The sequence below is a fragment of the Vibrio antiquarius genome, from assembly GCF_000024825.1.
In the GTDB taxonomy this organism is placed as follows: Bacteria; Pseudomonadota; Gammaproteobacteria; order Enterobacterales; family Vibrionaceae; genus Vibrio; species Vibrio diabolicus.
Map to the genome: position 1 here is coordinate 1,281,558 of NC_013456.1, position 17,708 is coordinate 1,299,265.

15 protein-coding genes are annotated in these 17,708 nt (G+C 45.8%); 13 read left to right on the forward strand and 2 right to left on the reverse strand.

Features of this window, described 5'->3' with window-relative positions; genetic code table 11:
• Window position 1 precedes the first annotated feature (1 nt).
• The 13 genes from bamA to VEA_RS06140 all read left to right on the forward strand — a co-directional run bounded on the left by bamA (window position 2) and on the right by VEA_RS06140 (window position 15,236).
• Window positions 2–2,416 carry an outer membrane protein assembly factor BamA gene (gene bamA, locus VEA_RS06080; protein ID WP_006741664.1) on the forward strand — a complete coding sequence of 805 codons (2,415 nt, stop codon included), beginning with the start codon at window positions 2–4 and terminating at the stop codon, window positions 2,414–2,416.
• Between the two features lie 13 nt (window positions 2,417–2,429).
• Window positions 2,430–2,939 carry an OmpH family outer membrane protein gene (locus tag VEA_RS06085; protein WP_005391804.1) on the forward strand — a complete coding sequence of 170 codons (510 nt, stop codon included), beginning with the start codon at window positions 2,430–2,432 and terminating at the stop codon, window positions 2,937–2,939.
• A 6-nt stretch (window positions 2,940–2,945) separates the two neighbouring features.
• On the forward strand, window positions 2,946–3,977 hold the full coding sequence (gene lpxD / locus VEA_RS06090) for a UDP-3-O-(3-hydroxymyristoyl)glucosamine N-acyltransferase (RefSeq protein ID WP_012841505.1): 1,032 nt from the start codon (window positions 2,946–2,948) through the stop codon (window positions 3,975–3,977).
• A 232-nt stretch (window positions 3,978–4,209) separates the two neighbouring features.
• Window positions 4,210–4,662: a 3-hydroxyacyl-ACP dehydratase FabZ gene (gene fabZ, locus VEA_RS06095; protein WP_005380349.1), complete on the forward strand. Its 453-nt coding sequence runs from the start codon at window positions 4,210–4,212 to the stop codon at window positions 4,660–4,662.
• Window position 4,663: 1 nt separating this feature from the next.
• Complete coding sequence (lpxA, locus tag VEA_RS06100) at window positions 4,664–5,452, forward strand: acyl-ACP--UDP-N-acetylglucosamine O-acyltransferase (RefSeq protein ID WP_005380357.1); 789 nt, start codon at window positions 4,664–4,666, stop codon at window positions 5,450–5,452.
• A gap of 119 nt (window positions 5,453–5,571) precedes the next feature.
• Window positions 5,572–6,711, forward strand: coding sequence for a lipid-A-disaccharide synthase (lpxB, locus tag VEA_RS06105; protein WP_006741666.1), 1,140 nt, complete (start codon window positions 5,572–5,574; stop codon window positions 6,709–6,711).
• 9 nt (window positions 6,712–6,720) lie between these two features.
• Entirely contained in the window at window positions 6,721–7,356 is a 636-nt protein-coding gene (gene rnhB, locus VEA_RS06110; RefSeq protein WP_006741667.1) for a ribonuclease HII, read from the forward strand.
• Window positions 7,357–7,437: 81 nt separating this feature from the next.
• Entirely contained in the window at window positions 7,438–10,917 is a 3,480-nt protein-coding gene (gene dnaE / locus VEA_RS06115; protein ID WP_006741668.1) for a DNA polymerase III subunit alpha, read from the forward strand.
• A gap of 46 nt (window positions 10,918–10,963) precedes the next feature.
• Window positions 10,964–11,923, forward strand: a complete 960-nt coding sequence (accA, locus tag VEA_RS06120; RefSeq protein WP_005380365.1) for an acetyl-CoA carboxylase carboxyl transferase subunit alpha — start codon at window positions 10,964–10,966, stop codon at window positions 11,921–11,923.
• Between the two features lie 106 nt (window positions 11,924–12,029).
• Window positions 12,030–13,340, forward strand: coding sequence for a tRNA lysidine(34) synthetase TilS (gene tilS, locus VEA_RS06125; protein WP_012841506.1), 1,311 nt, complete (start codon window positions 12,030–12,032; stop codon window positions 13,338–13,340).
• 70 nt (window positions 13,341–13,410) lie between these two features.
• Window positions 13,411–13,725: a c-type cytochrome gene (locus VEA_RS06130; protein ID WP_012841507.1), complete on the forward strand. Its 315-nt coding sequence runs from the start codon at window positions 13,411–13,413 to the stop codon at window positions 13,723–13,725.
• A gap of 187 nt (window positions 13,726–13,912) precedes the next feature.
• Complete coding sequence (gene glnB / locus VEA_RS06135) at window positions 13,913–14,251, forward strand: nitrogen regulatory protein P-II (protein WP_005436810.1); 339 nt, start codon at window positions 13,913–13,915, stop codon at window positions 14,249–14,251.
• A gap of 139 nt (window positions 14,252–14,390) precedes the next feature.
• On the forward strand, window positions 14,391–15,236 hold the full coding sequence (locus VEA_RS06140; RefSeq protein ID WP_006741670.1) for an endonuclease/exonuclease/phosphatase family protein: 846 nt from the start codon (window positions 14,391–14,393) through the stop codon (window positions 15,234–15,236).
• Window position 15,237: 1 nt separating this feature from the next.
• Here the strand turns inward: VEA_RS06140 and VEA_RS06145 are convergent, their stop codons facing one another.
• Both VEA_RS06145 and VEA_RS06150 read right to left on the reverse strand, forming a co-directional pair.
• Window positions 15,238–15,924, reverse strand: a complete 687-nt coding sequence (locus VEA_RS06145; RefSeq protein ID WP_006741671.1) for a YIP1 family protein — start codon at window positions 15,922–15,924, stop codon at window positions 15,238–15,240.
• Window positions 15,921–17,504: a lytic transglycosylase gene (locus VEA_RS06150; protein WP_006741672.1), complete on the reverse strand. Its 1,584-nt coding sequence runs from the start codon at window positions 17,502–17,504 to the stop codon at window positions 15,921–15,923. The genes VEA_RS06145 and VEA_RS06150 overlap by 4 nt, the downstream gene beginning before the upstream one ends.
• Window positions 17,505–17,708: the final 204 nt, after the last annotated feature.

Below are 17,708 nucleotides of genomic sequence, written 5' to 3' on the forward strand. Positions count from 1 at the left end.
TATGGCGATTAAGCGAATTCTATTTGCAAGTTTACTGGCGACCAGTGTATCTGCAAATGGAGCAGAGAACTTCGTAGTTCAAGATATTGAAATCGATGGATTGCAGCGTGTAGCACTGGGTGCTGCGTTGTTGAAAATGCCTGTACGTGTCGGTGATACCATTGGCCAAGGCGATGTTGCAGAGATTATCCGTGCACTGTATGCATCTGGTAACTTTGAAGATGTGAAAGTGTTACGTGACGGCGGCGTTCTGATGGTTCAAGTCAAAGAACGTCCTACCATTGCCAGCATCTCATTTTCTGGTAACAAAGCAATCAAGGACGAGCAGCTACAAGAAAACCTGAACGCATCTGGTGTTCGTGAAGGCGAAGCGCTTGACCGCACCACGCTAAGCAACATTGAAAAAGGCTTAGAAGACTTTTACTACAGCGTAGGTAAATACAACGCAACAGTAAAAGCGGTGGTGACTCCACTGCCACGTAACCGTTCTGACCTAAAGTTTGTCTTTACTGAAGGCGTGTCGGCAAAAATTCAGCAAATCAATTTTATCGGCAATGAAGTTTTCAGCGATGAGGACCTTCTTTCTCGTTTTAACTTGAATGTTGATGTGCCGTGGTGGAATTTTCTGTCTGACGAAAAGTACCAAAAACAAGTGCTTGCAGGTGATATTGAAGCGCTCAAATCATTCTATCTGGACCGCGGTTACCTAAAATTTAACGTTGATTCGACACAAGTTGCAATCTCTCCTGACAAGAAAGGGGTATACATTACTCTTGGCTTAGAAGAGGGCGAGGTTTACACCGTCAAGGACGTAAAGTTCCGTGGTGATTTGATTGGTGAGGAAGCGACGTTCGAACGACTTGTACCATTTGAAGACAATGAGACGTACAACGGCTCGTTGGTCACTTCAATGGAAGAGGGTATTAAACGTGTGCTTGGTGAGTCCGGCTACGCTTATCCTCAAGTGAATACCATTCCTGAGTTTGACGACGAGAATCAAGAAGTTTCTTTGGTCGTTAACGTCGATCCAGGTAACCGAATTTACGTTCGTGATATCCGCTTCACGGGTAACAACTCAACCAAAGATGAAGTACTTCGCCGTGAAATGCGTCAGATGGAAGGCAGTTGGTTAAACTCGAAATCGATTGAAACGGGTAAAACTCGTCTAAACCGTTTGGGTTACTTTGAAAACGTTGAAGTACAAACCGTTCGAGTGCCAGGTAGTGATGATCAAGTCGACCTAGTTTACTCTGTCAAAGAAGCGAACTCTGGTAGCGTTAACTTCGGTGTTGGCTACGGTACCGAATCAGGCGTGAGCTTCCAGGTCGGTCTGCAACAAGATAACTTCATTGGTAGCGGTAACCGTGTTGGTATCAACGCGATGATGAATGACTACCAGAAAAACATCAGTCTAGATTACCGAGACCCGTACTGGAACTTAGACGGTGTTAGCTTAGGTGGTAAGGTCTTCTACAACGAATTTGAAGCGAAAGAAGCCAATATCGTTGACTATACCAACGAAAGCTATGGTGCGAGCTTAACGTGGGGCTTCCCATTCGATGAGCTGAACCGTTTTGAATTCGGTGTCGGTTATACGCACAACAAGATCGGTAACTTATCGCCTTACTTGCAGGTAGAGCAATTCTTACGAGCACAAGCAGACAACATTGATTCTAGTGGAGCGTTGAACACGAACGACTTCGACTTCAATATCTCTTGGACACGTAATAACTTAAACCGTGGTTACTTCCCAACGGCAGGTAACCACCAACGTGCGTTCTATAAAATGACCGTACCTGGCTCTGACGTTCAATACTTCAAAATGCAGTACGATGTTCGCCAGTATGTGCCATTGACTAAGAAGCACGAGTTTACCCTCTTGTTCCGTGGTCGCTTAGGTTACGGCAATGGTTACGGCCAAACAGATGGTAACGATAACTTGTTCCCATTCTATGAAAACTACTACGCCGGTGGCTTTACGTCGCTTCGTGGTTTTGGTTCAAACTCTGTTGGCCCTAAAGCGGTTTACCGTGATACATCAGGCTCAAACAATGGTGCAGATACAGCAACAGATGACTCTGTCGGTGGTAACGCCGTGGCGCTAGCGAGTGTCGAGTTGATTGTTCCAACGCCGTTCGCATCAGAGGAAGTACAAAACCAAATTCGTACCAGTATCTTCTTTGATATGGCAAGTGTTTGGGATACCGAGTTTGACTATCGCGATTCAGGTGCGGAATATGGTGACCGTTACTATTACGATTACTCAGATCCAACCAACTACCGCTCTTCTTACGGTGCGGCGTTGCAGTGGATGTCTCCAATGGGGCCACTAGTATTCTCACTAGCGAAACCAATTAAGAAATTTGATGGCGATGATGAAGAGTTCTTCACATTCACTATCGGTAGAACTTTCTAAAGAGGAAAATATTTTGAATAAAATGATCAAAGCGGCTGGGATTGGCCTTCTTGTACTGAGCTCTTCAATGTTTGCAAATGCGGCAGAAGCTGCACAGAAAATTGCTTACGTAAATACAGCTCAAGTTTTTCAAGCTCTTCCTCAACGTGAAGTTGTACTACAAAAAATGCAGAAAGACTTCAAAAGCAAAGCTGATGAACTGAAGTCAATCCAAGCGCAAGCTAAAACAAAGATCGAAAAGCTACAACGTGACGGCGAGCTTTTGGGTCAAGACGAAGTTGAAAAGCTACGTATCGATATCGCGAAGCTAGACAGCGAGTACAAAGTGAAAGCACAAGCACTTGAAAAAGCAAGTGCGCGTCGTGAAGCTGAAGAAAAAGCGAAGCTTTTCAAAACGATTCAAGATGCAGTTAAGAAAGTCGCAGACAAAAATGGTTACGATCTTGTGATTGATATCTCTGCTTTGCAGTACGGCAAGCCAGAATACAATATCTCTGAAGACGTAATTAAAGCTCTAAAATAAGAAGTTATGAAGACATTAACATTAGCCGAATTGGCGACAATTACCGGGGGTGAGCTGTTTGGTGACGAGTCTCTCGTTGTAAGCCGTGTTGCCCCAATGGATAAAGCACAAGAAGGTGACGTAACCTTCTTGTCTAACCCAAAATACGCAAAACACCTTTCTGAGTGCCAAGCTACCGTTGTTATGGTAAAGGCTGAGCATAAAGATCAATGCGCTGGAAACGCGCTAGTGGTTTCAGACCCTTATGTCGCATTTGCTCGTGTGGTCCAAGCGATGGATACCACACCAAAACCGGCAGACGATATTGCACCAAGTGCTGTGATTGCCGCTGACGTTAAGATGGGTGAGAACGTTACAATCGGCGCTAACGCCGTGATTGAAACGGGCGTGGAACTCGGCGACAACGTAAGCATTGGCGCTGGTTGTTTTATCGGTAAGAACGCCAAGCTAGGGAATAACACCAAGCTTTGGGCTAATGTCACTATCTATCATGAAGTGTCATTGGGTGATGACTGTCTCGTTCAATCGGGTACCGTCATTGGCTCTGATGGCTTCGGTTATGCGAATGACAAAGGTGAGTGGATCAAAATCCCTCAGCTTGGTTCAGTGCGTATCGGTAACCGCGTTGAGATTGGTGCTTGTACTACGATTGACCGCGGTGCACTCGAAGATACTATCATTGAAGACAATGTCATTCTGGATAACCAACTTCAAATCGCGCACAACGTGCAGATCGGATATGGTACCGTGATGCCTGGTGGTACTATTGTCGCGGGCAGTACAAAAATTGGTAAGTACTGCCAGATTGGCGGCGCGTCTGTTCTGAATGGCCATATCACTATCGCAGATGGTGTGGCGATTACAGGTATGGGCATGGTAATGCGCAGTATCGAAGAAAAAGGCCTTTACTCATCAGGTATTCCACTACAAACGAACAGAGAGTGGCGTAAGACCGCAACTCGAGTTCACCGTATTGATGAGATGAATAAGCGCCTAAAAGCGGTTGAAAAACAGCTGGAACAGAAAGAAGAAATTTAGAGCCAGTTATCTTTCGCTCTGTATTTAACACGAAGGCTAATAAGCTCTAGTTCCATATTCTGTAAGAAGACTCGCGAAATGCGGGTCTTTTTCTTCTATAATGACGCGCTCTAAGTAGATTTAACTCCAAGATGGTGCGTATTTTGCTAGTATATTGCAAAGCGATTCGGCTTTACGACCTGTTGCCACGTTTGCCATCTTGGCGGCAAAAAATTGATATAGGAAGACGACTTTGACTACTGAAAAGAAAACGATGAACATCTCTGAAATTCAAGAGCTACTACCTCATCGCTACCCATTCTTATTGATCGACCGAGTGATAGACTTCCAAGAAGAGAAGTACCTTCACGCGATTAAAAACGTGTCGGTTAACGAACCTCAGTTCACAGGTCACTTTCCTCAACTACCAGTATTCCCAGGTGTTTTGATTTTAGAAGCAATGGCTCAGGCAACAGGCTTACTTGCATTTAAATCATTTGGTGCACCAACAGAAAATGAACTGTACTACTTTGCAAGCGTAGACGGCGCGAAATTCCGTAAACCAGTGGTTCCGGGCGACCAATTGGTTATTGAGGTAGAATTTCTGAAAGAACGTCGCGGCATTGCTGCATTTAGCGGTGTAGCAAAAGTTGACGGCGAAGTGGTATGTTCTGCAGAACTGAAGTGTGCTCGTCGAGAGTTTTAATATGATTCATGAAACCGCTAAAATCCACCCGGCAGCGGTGGTAGAAGAGGGCGCCAAAATTGGTGCTAACGTAACGGTAGGTCCTTTTACGTACATCACCTCTACGGTTGAAATTGGTGAAGGCACAGAAGTGATGTCTCACGTTGTGATCAAAGGTCACACGACTATTGGCAAAGATAACCGTATTTTCCCGCATGCTGTCATTGGCGAAGAAAACCAAGACAAAAAATACGGTGGTGAAGACACAACTGTGGTTATCGGTGATCGTAACGTCATTCGTGAAGCGGTCCAAGTTCACCGCGGCACAGTGCAGGACAAAGCAACCACGATCATTGGTGATGATAACTTATTGTGTGTTAATGCACACGTTGCGCATGATGTTGTTATTGGTAACCACACTCATATCGGTAATAACTCGATTCTTGGTGGTCACGTTACTGTTGATGATTATGCTGGTGTGATGGCACTGTCTGCGATTCACCCGTTTTGTACAGTGGGCGCTTACGCGTACATTGGCGGCTGCTCAGCAGTGGTGCAAGATGTCCCTGCTTACGTACTCGCGCAAGGCAACCACGCGACTCCTTTCGGCTTGAACCTTGTTGGCTTGAAGCGTAACGGCTTTGAGAAACCAGAGATTCGTGCGCTGCAAAAAGCGTATAAAGAAATCTATCGTTCAGGTAAGACGCTAGAAGAAGTGAAGCCTATTCTGGCTGAAATGGCTCAAGAGTGGCCGGCTGTGAAGCGTTTCTCAGATATTCTGGAAACGACGGAACGTGGCATTATTCGTTAATTGGCGAATGAAGCAATAAATAAAAAGATCGTGACCGAATTTGAGGTTACGATCTTTTTGTGTTTTATGGATAAGGCAAACCGTTATCCATAGCGCACAGGAAAAATAGCGAAGTAGATATGGAAAGACCATTACGTATTGGCATCATTGCCGGAGAATTGTCTGGCGATACGCTAGGTGAAGGCTTTATCAAAGCAGTAAAGCAGCAATATCCAGACGCAGAGTTCGTAGGTATTGGCGGTCCGAAAATGATAGCCCAAGGTTGCGAGTCTCTGTTTGATATGGAAGAGCTTGCGGTGATGGGGTTAGTCGAGGTTTTAGGCCGCTTACCGAGACTTCTTAAAGTGAAAGCTGAGCTCGTTCAGTATTTTACTCAGAATCCGCCTGATGTTTTCATCGGGATCGATGCTCCTGACTTCAACTTACGCCTAGAGCTTGACCTCAAGCAAGCGGGCATTAAAACCGTTCATTACGTGAGTCCGTCTGTTTGGGCTTGGCGTCAGAAGCGCATCTTTAAAATAGAAGCGGCAACGAACTTGGTGCTAGCATTTCTTCCGTTTGAGAAAGCGTTCTACGACAAATTTAATGTACCTTGCGAGTTCATTGGTCATACCTTGGCTGATTCCATCCCACTAGAATCAGAACAAGCGCCTGCACGTGAGTTGCTTGGTTTAGAACAAGATAAAAAGTGGCTTGCTGTCCTGCCAGGCAGTCGTGGTAGCGAGTTAAAAATGCTCTCTGAGCCATTTATTGAAACCTGCAAGTTACTCCATAAAAAATTTCCAGAACTGGGGTTTGTTGTCGCGCTTGTTAATCAAAAACGCCGTGAGCAGTTTGAACAAGCCTGGAAAGAACTCGCACCAGAGTTGGACTTCAAGTTAGTTGATGACACCGCACGCAACGTCATCACCGCATCCGATGCCGTGATGCTGGCCTCTGGTACCGTAGCGTTGGAGTGTATGCTTCTCAAGCGTCCAATGGTGGTGGGTTATCGTGTGAATGCATTTACTGCTTTCTTAGCTAAACGTCTATTGAAAACGAAGTATGTGTCATTGCCGAATATCTTAGCGGATGATGAGCTCGTCAAAGAATATCTACAAGATGAGTGCACACCAGACAATTTGTTTACTGAGGTTTCTCGCTTATTGGAAAGCGACAATAAACCGATGTTAGATAAGTTTACGGAAATGCATCATTGGATCCGTAAAGATGCGGATCAACAAGCCGCAAACGCGGTTCTAAAATTGATTGAGAAATAGAGATTTATCATGGCTGTTAAACCAAAAGCGACCAAAACCAAAGTTGAACTCCCTCCGTTTGAATATCCACAAGGTTATCAGTTTGTGGCCGGAGTCGACGAGGTAGGACGTGGCCCTTTGGTGGGAGACGTCGTCACCGCTGCGGTTATCCTTGATCCTAACAATCCTATTGAAGGTTTGAACGATTCGAAAAAATTGACCGAAAAGAAACGCATGGCGCTGCTTCCTGAAATTAAAGAAAAAGCATTGGCTTGGGCGGTCGGGCGCTGTTCTCCTGAAGAAATCGATCAACTGAATATTTTGCAGGCGACTATGGTTGCGATGCAGCGTGCAGTGGCGGGGTTAAAGGTTCAACCTGATTTGGTGTTGATTGATGGTAACCGTTGTCCAGAGCTGCCAATGGATGCTCAAGCTGTAGTAAAAGGCGATCTACGCGTTGCCGAAATCAGTGCGGCTTCCATTATTGCCAAAGTCGTGCGTGACCAAGAGATGGAAGAGTTGGATAAACTTCATCCACAATTTGGCTTCGCCAAGCACAAAGGTTATCCAACTAAAGCGCACTTTGAAGCGATTGAGCAACACGGAGTGATCAGTGAACACCGCAAGAGTTTCAAGCCAGTAAAAAAAGCGTTAGGCATAGAATAATCAAACGATCTAATTGGTGTTATAAACCCAACCTCTTTAGGTTAGAATCCCCAACAAAATAGAGTTACACGGTACCTGTTAATGTCAGATCCCAAATTCATCCACCTGCGTGTTCATAGTGACTTCTCGATGGTGGATGGCCTCAACAAAGTTCCGCCAATCGTAAAGAAAGTTGCTGAACTCGGTATGCCCGCAATGGCGTTGACCGACTTTACCAACCTATGTGGTTTGGTGAAGTTTTACGGTACAGCACATGGCAGTGGTGTTAAACCGATCATTGGTGCTGACTTTAAAATGCAGTCGGACGAGTTTGGTGAAGAGTTGACTCAAGTGACTTTGCTTGCGGCGGATAATGTGGGTTATAAGAACCTGACGTTATTGATATCAAAAGCGTACTTACGTGGACATGTCCAACACCACCCTGTGATTGATAAAGCCTGGTTGGCTGAAATGTCTGAAGGCTTGATTGTATTATCCGGCGGTAAAAGCGGGGAAATTGGTCGCGGCCTTTTGAAAGGCAACCGTCAAATAGTGCAAGGGTGTGTTGATTTTTATAAACAGCATTTTCCAGATCGCTTTTATCTTGAGTTACTTCGTACCGGTCGTCCAGATGAAGAGACTTATCTTCACTTTGCAGTTGAATTGGCAGAGCAGCAAGACTTGCCAGTAGTGGCGACCAATGAAGTTGTATTCCTGAGTCCAGACCTATTTGATGCTCATGAAATACGCGTAGCGATTCACGATGGTTACACATTAGAAGATCCGCGTAGGCCAAAAAACTACAGTCCGCAGCAATATCTTCGTACAGAAGAAGAAATGTGCGAGCTGTTTGCTGATATTCCTGAAGCGTTAGAAAACAGTGTCGAGATAGCGAAGCGTTGTAACGTGACTGTGCGCTTAGGGGAGTACTTCCTACCAGCCTTCCCAACTGAAGGGATGAAAGAGACTGAGTTCTTAGTCATGAAATCCCGAGAGGGCTTGGAAGAGCGTTTAGAGTTCCTATTTCCAGATGAGGAAGAGAGGAAACGTCGTCGCCCTGAATATGATGAACGTCTTCAGATAGAGCTAGATGTTATCAACCAAATGGGATTCCCTGGTTACTTCTTGATCGTAATGGAGTTCATCCAGTGGTCAAAAGATAATGGAATTCCTGTAGGTCCTGGACGTGGTTCCGGTGCCGGCTCTTTGGTGGCTTACGCATTAAAAATCACCGACCTGGATCCATTAGAATACGACTTGCTGTTCGAACGTTTCTTGAACCCAGAACGTGTCTCGATGCCCGATTTCGACGTCGATTTCTGTATGGATAAACGTGACCAGGTTATTGACCACGTTGCGGAAATGTACGGTCGCGACGCGGTGTCTCAGATCATCACGTTTGGTACCATGGCGGCAAAAGCGGTAATCCGTGACGTTGGCCGCGTATTGGGTCATCCATTTGGTTTTGTTGATCGTATTTCAAAGCTGATCCCGCCTGATCCAGGCATGACGCTAGATAAGGCGTTTAAAGCTGAACCTGCGCTACCTGAATTGTATGAGGCCGATGAGGAAGTTAAAGAACTCATCGACATGTGTCATATTTTGGAAGGCTGTACGCGAAACGCCGGTAAACACGCTGGTGGCGTTGTAATTTCACCTACAACAATTACCGATTTTGCACCAATTTATGCAGACGCTGAAGGTCACTTTCCGGTTACTCAATTTGATAAAAACGATGTTGAGACCGCTGGCCTAGTTAAGTTTGACTTCTTGGGTTTACGTACCTTAACCATTATTGACTGGGCGTTAGGGCTGATTAACCCACGTCTAGAGCGAGAAGGTAAAGAACCGGTTCAAATTGAATCCATACCGTTAGAAGACCCAGCCTCTTTCCGTTTGTTGCAAAACTCTGAAACGACAGCAGTATTCCAGCTTGAATCTCGAGGCATGAAAGAGCTGATCAAACGACTTCAGCCCGACTGTTTCGAAGACATTATTGCTTTGGTAGCACTCTTCCGTCCGGGTCCTTTGCAATCGGGCATGGTAGATAACTTTATCGACCGTAAACATGGCCGAGAGGCGATCTCTTATCCAGATGAAAAGTGGCAACACGAGTCGCTAAAAGAGACGCTTGATCCAACCTACGGCATCATCTTGTACCAAGAGCAGGTTATGCAGATTGCGCAGATCTTAGCGGGTTACACGCTAGGTGGTGCGGACATGCTCCGTCGTGCAATGGGTAAGAAAAAGCCAGAAGAGATGGCAAAACAACGTGCTATCTTTGAAGAAGGTGCGATAAAGAACGGTATCGATGGCGAGTTGGCGATGAAAATCTTCGACTTGGTAGAGAAGTTCGCTGGTTATGGTTTTAACAAATCGCACTCTGCTGCTTATGCATTGGTTTCTTATCAGACTCTTTGGCTGAAAACCCATTATCCTGCCGAGTTTATGGCCGCGGTAATGACAGCTGATATGGATAACACGGAAAAAGTCGTTGGCTTGGTCGATGAGTGTTTCCGTATGAAGCTCACCGTGCTGCCACCAGACATCAACTCTGGCCTATATCGCTTTAATGTTGATGAAAATGGCGCAATTGTTTACGGTATTGGTGCGATAAAAGGGGTAGGTGAAGGCCCTATCGATGCGATTCTTGAGGCGAGAAATAAAGGTGGTCACTTTAAAGACCTATTTGATTTCTGTGCTCGAGTTGATCTAAAACGCGTCAATAAACGAGTGATAGAGAAGCTGATCTACGCGGGCGCGTTAGATCGACTAGGTCCACACCGCGCGGCGATGATGGCATCACTCAATGATGCGGTAAAAGCGGCAAGTCAACATCACCAAGCCGAGGCGTTTGGCCAAACGGATATGTTTGGTGTGCTAACGGATGCGCCTGAAGAAGTAGAGCACAAGTATACGCAAGTTCCGCCTTGGCCAGAAAAAGTGTGGTTAGAGGGCGAGCGTGATACCCTAGGCCTATATTTGACAGGGCACCCAATTAACGCCTACGTAAAGGAACTAAACAAATACACCAGTTGTCGACTAAAAGACGCAACGCCTACGCGTCGCGACCAATCTGTCACGGTGGCTGGTTTGGTTATTGCCGCTCGTGTAATGACGACCAAGCGTGGTACACGAATTGGCATTATGACACTGGATGACCGAAGTGGTCGTATGGAAGTGATGTTGTTCTCAGATGCACTGGATCGATACGCTGAACTTCTCGAAAAAGACAGAATTTTGGTCGTTTCCGGACAGGTCAGCTTTGATGACTTCAACGGTGGCCTTAAAATGTCGGCGCGTGAAGTTATGGATCTCGGCAGTGCGCGCGAGAAATACGCTCGTGGTTTGTCGGTATCGATAGATGCAACTCAGATCAACGATCAGTTTTTTGAGCAGTTCAGCCGTATTTTAGAACCGCACAAAGCCGGAACCGTACCCGTCAATGTATACTACCAGCGTGCCGACGCCAGAGCGCGGTTAACATTGGGCACCGAGTGGCGAGTAACGCCAAGTGATACATTACTCGACGATTTAAAACAGTTACTTGGCAAAAGCCAGGTAGAACTCGAATTTAACTAAAAATTCAGCGCAATATGTTAGACGCTGAGTAAACAAGGATTCATAGATGAGCCTAAACTTTCTTGAATTTGAAAAGCCAATTGCAGAACTAGAAGCGAAAATTGAAGCACTACGTGATGTCTCTCGTCACGGTGGTGATTCTGCGATTGACCTGGATAAAGAAATCGAACAGCTTGAGAAGAAAAGCTTAGAGCTGAAGAAAAAAACCTTCAGCGACCTAGGCGCATGGGAAACAGCTCAACTGGCTCGTCACCCACTACGTCCTTACACGCTGGATTACATCCAACACGCTTTTGAGGAGTTTGATGAATTAGCGGGTGACCGCGCGTTTGCAGACGACAAAGCGATTGTGGGTGGCATGGCTCGCCTTGAAGGCCGTCCAGTGATGATCATCGGTCATCAAAAAGGTCGTGAAACCAAAGAGAAAGTGAAACGTAACTTTGGTATGCCAAAACCAGAAGGTTACCGTAAAGCGCTACGTTTGATGGAAATGGCTGAGCGTTTCAACATGCCGATCATCACATTTATCGATACGGCTGGCGCGTACCCAGGTGTGGGCGCAGAAGAGCGTGGTCAATCTGAAGCTATCGCGAAAAACCTAAAAGTGATGTCTGGTCTTAAAGTGCCAGTAATCTGTAACGTTGTTGGTGAAGGTGGTTCAGGCGGCGCACTAGCAATTGGTGTAGGCGACTACGTGAACATGCTTCAGTACTCTACATACTCAGTAATCTCTCCTGAAGGTTGTGCTTCAATCCTATGGCGTGATTCTGACAAAGCGCCGCAAGCGGCAGAAGCGATGGGTCTAACTGCTCCTCGTCTTAAAGAGCTTGAACTGATCGACGAAATCATTGAAGAGCCACTAGGCGGCGCTCATCGCGATCATGTTCAAATGGCAGCGAATATGAAAGCGACACTACTTCGTCAACTAGAAGATCTAGAGCAATTGGATGAAGAGACGCTACGTGAACGTCGTTACCAGCGCCTAATGAGCTACGGTTACTGTTAATTTCGGTGATTGCTATTAAGCGTTAGCTGATATCTCAAGTGATAACAGTTAAAATAGAAAGGGTTGGATGAGAGTCCAGCCCTTTTTTGTACCTATCGGATCGCTTATGGAATCGCTGTACCCGCATTTTGCTCAAGTTCTCGGCCGCTACTATCAATCAGGCACTAAGGTTGTCTTGGCGTTTAGCGGAGGAGTGGATTCACGTCTTTTACTCGAATTACTCAGTCGCTATCAACAAGCGCATTCGATAGAGTGTCACGCTGTGTATGTGCACCATGGTTTGAGCTCGAATGCCGATGATTGGGCCGATAAATGCTTACTTTGGGCAAAACAAGTGGGCATATCATGCTCGATTGAGCTAGTGAGCTTAGACATCAGCAATGGTGAAAGTATTGAACTTCTTGCTCGTGAAGCTCGCTATCAAGCCTTAACTAAGTACATTCAAGAAGGTGATATACTGTTGACCGGCCAACATGCTGATGATCAACTAGAGACTTTTCTCCTTGCTCTTAAGCGAGGCAGCGGGCCAAAAGGGTTATCTTCGATGGCGGAGAGTATGCCGTTTTCTAGTGGATCCCTAGTTCGACCATTGCTTACTATCAAGCGGAAGACCATCGAAGACGCGGCTACTAAATTAGGCTTGGAGTGGGTGGAAGACGAAAGCAACCAAGATACCCGTTATGATCGTAACTTTCTTCGTCATTGTGTTATTCCTGAATTGTCTGGTCGCTGGCCGAGTATCCATCAAGCGGTTCAGCGCAGTGCAAGCTTATGTGCTCAACAAGAAGCGCTATTGGATGAACTATTGAGCGCGGTGTTTGAACGCGCTTTACAAACGGATCTAAGTTTGAGTATTGAAGAACTGGCTAAGCACAGTGAATTAGCGCGTGCGCGCTTGATTCGTATGTGGCTGGCTAAGCTTAATACTAGTATGCCGACTCAGGTACAACTCAATCTTATCTGGAATGAAGTCGCATTAGCTCAGCAAGATGCCAACCCCAAACTACAACTTAAACAAGGTGAAGTGCGCCGTTTTCGAAATCGTCTCTATTGGGTAACGGAAATCGCTGACGTCACTGAGTGGCAAAGTACGATTCAAGTCGATACCGTTTTATCGCTTCCAGAGCGGCTAGGGGAGCTGACCTTAACGACGAGTTCTAGCAACGCAACGATTGCGCTTCCGAGTCAGCCAGAATTGCTTCGCGTGACCTTCAATCCGGAAGGCTTATCAGCGCATCCAACCACGCGTAATCACAGTCGAAAACTGAAGAAGTTGTTCCAAGAATACAACGTGCCAAGCTGGCTGCGTCGTCAAATTCCGATTTTGATGTATCAAGACCGAGTCGTTGCAGTGGCAGATCTGTTCGTTGATCAGGCGTTTAATGGTCAAGATTGTGAACTTATTTGGCGCAGGTAATGAAAATTCATGCCACAATGTCGATTATAAAATATAAAAATCCTTAAATAATAATTGATTAGGTGAAGCAATGAAGAAAACAATCATGGGCGCAATGGTGGCGCTAACCATGCTCAGTGGGCAGGCTCTAGCTGCGGGAGATGCCACAGCAGGTCAAGCAAAGGCAGGAGTATGCGCTGCGTGTCATGGCGCCGACGGCATTGCTGTCATTCCGGGTTACCCAAACCTGAAAGGGCAAAACGAGCAATACATTATCAGTTCAATTAAAGCCTATAAAAACAAAGAGCGAACAGGTGGTCTTGCTGCTGTTATGCAAGCTCAAGCTTCACTGTTGTCTGATGAAGATATCGCAAATCTAGCGGCTTACTACGCAAGTTTGAAGTAAACGCGAGTCTGAAAAAGCTTGGACGATTGGGCATTGAGCAGTCCTCATTGGGGTTTTATCAACTCACGATATTCGTCATGTTAATTTGCTCAATCTGGATTTTCGCTGGTGGAGCAGAGACAAACATTGAATGTTGCGAAACGCTAAACGATAATAAGCGCAATCGATTGAAGCTTAAGGGATGAACATGAAAAAAATTGAAGCGATTATCAAGCCATTTAAATTGGATGATGTTCGAGAAGCGCTAGCTGAAGTTGGCATTACAGGGATGACCGTCTCTGAAGTGAAAGGCTTTGGTCGCCAAAAAGGTCACACCGAGCTTTACCGTGGTGCAGAGTACATGGTGGACTTTCTGCCTAAAGTGAAGCTCGAAATCGTTGTAACGGAAGATGTGGCTGATAAATGCGTAGAGACGATCATTGAAACCGCGCAAACCGGCAAAATTGGTGATGGTAAAATCTTTGTTACTGATGTTGAGCGTGTGGTTCGTATCCGTACTGGTGAAGAAGACGAAGACGCGATCTAAGGTTTCTTGTTACCTGTCTCGTATTTATTATGCTAAAAGGGAGCCAAGTGGCTCCTTTTTTGTTTTTTACTTTCAGTGAAATCAAATAACCCGAGGTTGGTTGTTCCAGTTTTAGGGTGCGTATATTCAGGTTTGTCGTATGTTTAAGCGTTTTTTTCTGGCGTTAGCTTTTCTTATTATGGCGGTATTGGTCGGCTTCCAGGTTATTTTCACCGTACCAGATCAGCCGCAAATCATTACTCAAACAGGTTCAGAGCTGACGCAGGATATTAGGTGTATCGAATTTAGCGGCTCAAAAGCTCTGGATCAGGGCGGTGAAATCAATGTACTTGTCTGGAATATCTACAAACAGAACCGGAATAATTGGCAAAGCGCACTCAATGAATTCTCTGCTGATAAGCAGCTGCTGTTATTGCAAGAAGCCAGCATGACACCATCTTTTAAGCAATGGTTGGTGGATGGCAACTGGGTCAGCAACCAAGTGAGTGCCTTTAAGGCGCTGGGCAGCGGTGCGGGTGTGATTAGTATCGCTCAAGGGCAACCAGAAAAAGCCTGTGCTTATACGTCTAAAGAGCCTTGGCTGCGTTTACCCAAGTCTGCACTATACAGCCAATATCAATTAAGCAATGGCGAGAGACTCGCTGTGGTGAATGTACATGCAATTAACTTCACGGTTGGCACGCAAGAGTATGTCTCTCAGTTAACGGCTCTTGAAATGCTTTTAAAGCATCATACAGGGCCGATCCTATTCGCTGGAGACTTCAATAGTTGGAGTGAATCTCGCGTTAATGCGATGCGACAGGCCTTAAAAGCCGCGGACTTGCAAGAAGTGACGTTCTCGCCTGATCATCGAGTCCAATTTATAACGGGATTACCGTTGGATCACGTATTTTACCGAGGGCTGACCCTCAAATACGCGAAAGCGCCGCAGAGCGACGCTTCCGATCATAACCCATTGTTACTGTCATTTACGTTAGATGACTAGCTTAGGTCACTACAATATAAAGCGCCCAAATAACGTAGAAGAATACCCATGGCAGGCTTGCAATCACCAAGGCTTGCCCACGTTCAAACTCCGTCCACGTCAGTACAACGCCGTAGCCGAGCACAATGTACCAAGGTAGAAGCAAAGGCAATGAGCTAGCGAACTGAGACCACTCACTGGTAAGCGGCAGTTTTAACAAACCATTTAGGCTGTTTAAATCTGCTGCGTAAGTCATCACCTGACCATGCTTGAGTAACAGGCTCGCGTAGCTTGCGATATCGCCCAATACTGCTGGGAATAAGATTGCACACGACGCGGCAAACCACTTCCAGTAACCATATTGTTGCTTGCTTGCCTTCGTTGCAAGAAAGAACCAAAGCGCAAGCAACAGTAAGGTGGCAAAGCGGTTGAATACATCATTAATGATCGCACTTGCCATTAGCGTGTTTGGCTCTAATAGCTCAACCTGCTTTGGGTCGATTTGCTGAAACTGCGCGGCAAGTTGGTCACTGAGCCACGTGAAATCGACATTCGAAAAGTAAGCGCCCCAGAATAAAAACGGACTAAGCATCAAGAAGATGAACGGTTGCCATCCCCATCCGCCGCGTTGGTAAAGCGCTAGAAAACAAGATGTTGGAGAACGAAAAATGTCCAACAGCATCACAAGTGGGTTGCTTGATGGGTTCATACACTTACCTTCGTTACGTCAACGTACAACTTAAGTTTTTGACCTGGTTGTAAGTATTTTTTCTTGTGTAGCGAGTTCCATTTTACGATGTCGTTTGTTTTTACTTTGAACTTGCTTGCAATGCCGCTAATGGTGTCACCGGAGCGAACGTTGTAGAAAACGGTACGGATCACAGCACCTTTGTCTGAGTCCTTCCAAATCACGAGCTTTTGACCCACACGCAATGGATCTTTAGGGCCCATGCCATTCCATTTTGCTAACGATTTATACGACACTTTATTTTCACGTGCGATTGACCACAAACTTTCTCCAGACTGAACGACATGAGTGAGCTTGAGTTGTCCACGAGCACGTGATTGAGTCTTGCTTAATCGATTTTGTGCCGTTAGTGCGTATTTCGCATCGTCTTTTGTTGACGTCGGAATCAGTAGGTACTGGCCAATACGAATATTGTTATTCGACAGGCCGTTTGCACGTCGAATCACTTTTGTGGTTGTGCCGTATTTATTAGCTAGCACACTTAAAGAGTCACCAGACTTCACCTTGTAGCGAGCGACCTTCATCCCTTTACCACGGTTTTTCTCCACCTTAGAGAGAAAAGTCTCTTTTTTCTCTACCGGAATCAAAAGTTTGTGCGGACCTTCAGGCGCAGTCGACCATTGGTTGTATGCAGGGTTGTAACTTTGTAACTCTTTCACACCAATGCCGGCATAATCTGCAGCAATGGCTAGATCAAGCTGTTCTTTCGGATCGACAAGCGTTAGAACAGGCTTGTTTGGAATCGCAGGAATATTAAGTCCGTACTTATCTTGGTTTGCGATGACGTCAGCCAAGGCTAGCAGCTTAGGTACGTAACTGCTGGTCTCTTTTGGTAAGTCCAATGAGAAGAAATCGGTAGGTTTACCGAGCTTTTTATTCTTACGAATTGCGCTAGAAACACGGCCACCACCACTGTTGTAAGCAGCAATTGCATGCTCCCAGCTACCATCAAAACGCTCGTTTAGTTGTACAAGGTAGTCCAGTGCGGCATCCGTTGCTGCTGCCACATCTCGGCGACCGTCATACCAGTAGTTTTGCTCTAGTCCCATCATCTTTCCGGTGCCAGGGACAAATTGCCACAATCCAGCCGCGCTACCGTGTGAGTAGGCAAAGGCATCGAATGAGCTTTCCACCACAGGAAGCAAAGCAAGCTCCATTGGGAGTCCACGTTCTTCGATACGTTTTGTGATCATGTATAGAAAAGGAGTCGCACGCTTAGACACTGTGTAAAGGTGATTCGGGTGCTTTAGATACCACGTACGGTAGTAGTCCACTTTCTTATGGTTTGGAATATCCATTTCAAGTTGCATGGCGATACGTTGCCATACATCTTCTTGTTCCTGAGGGGAAAGAACTTTAGGCGCGTCGTTAGCGGATTTTTTTGCTAAAGACGATGTGTTGCCCGGTTGAGTCTTCGCTGCATTTTGTTTTGCAGTCTGCTCAGATTTATTGGTTTCTGGTGTAGAAGACGTTGAGTCTGACTGAGTCAATTGACAGCCAGATAATAACAACGCCAACGCCCAGGTATACTTCAAACGCATGGATTCAGCCTATTTAGGGCCTTTTTATCTTCACCTGCCTGTCGCGCAACACAATGTGCGTGGCAGTCGCAAGATAATAGACATCTTTTAAACACTAACTAATTAATAGAGGCAAAGAGCTTCTAAATTATGCAATGGGGAGAAATTCAAATAGATTTATATCAACCCCAAACGTAAGAGAAGCGCCAGTGGCGCTTCTCGAAA

What these genes read in the sequence shown, in the direction of transcription:
- bamA (WP_006741664.1), top strand. Translation starts at nt 2, where the DNA reads ATGGCGATTAAGCGAATTCTATTTGCAAGTTTACTGGCGACCAGTGTA.
- lpxD (WP_012841505.1), top strand. Translation starts at nt 2,946, where the DNA reads ATGAAGACATTAACATTAGCCGAATTGGCGACAATTACCGGGGGTGAG.
- lpxA (WP_005380357.1), top strand. Translation starts at nt 4,664, where the DNA reads ATGATTCATGAAACCGCTAAAATCCACCCGGCAGCGGTGGTAGAAGAG.
- lpxB (WP_006741666.1), top strand. Translation starts at nt 5,572, where the DNA reads ATGGAAAGACCATTACGTATTGGCATCATTGCCGGAGAATTGTCTGGC.
- rnhB (WP_006741667.1), top strand. Translation starts at nt 6,721, where the DNA reads ATGGCTGTTAAACCAAAAGCGACCAAAACCAAAGTTGAACTCCCTCCG.
- dnaE (WP_006741668.1), top strand. Translation starts at nt 7,438, where the DNA reads ATGTCAGATCCCAAATTCATCCACCTGCGTGTTCATAGTGACTTCTCG.
- accA (WP_005380365.1), top strand. Translation starts at nt 10,964, where the DNA reads ATGAGCCTAAACTTTCTTGAATTTGAAAAGCCAATTGCAGAACTAGAA.
- tilS (WP_012841506.1), top strand. Translation starts at nt 12,030, where the DNA reads ATGGAATCGCTGTACCCGCATTTTGCTCAAGTTCTCGGCCGCTACTAT.
- VEA_RS06130 (WP_012841507.1), top strand. Translation starts at nt 13,411, where the DNA reads ATGAAGAAAACAATCATGGGCGCAATGGTGGCGCTAACCATGCTCAGT.
- glnB (WP_005436810.1), top strand. Translation starts at nt 13,913, where the DNA reads ATGAAAAAAATTGAAGCGATTATCAAGCCATTTAAATTGGATGATGTT.
- VEA_RS06140 (WP_006741670.1), top strand. Translation starts at nt 14,391, where the DNA reads ATGTTTAAGCGTTTTTTTCTGGCGTTAGCTTTTCTTATTATGGCGGTA.
- VEA_RS06145 (WP_006741671.1), bottom strand. Translation starts at nt 15,924, where the DNA reads ATGAACCCATCAAGCAACCCACTTGTGATGCTGTTGGACATTTTTCGT.
- VEA_RS06150 (WP_006741672.1), bottom strand. Translation starts at nt 17,504, where the DNA reads ATGCGTTTGAAGTATACCTGGGCGTTGGCGTTGTTATTATCTGGCTGT.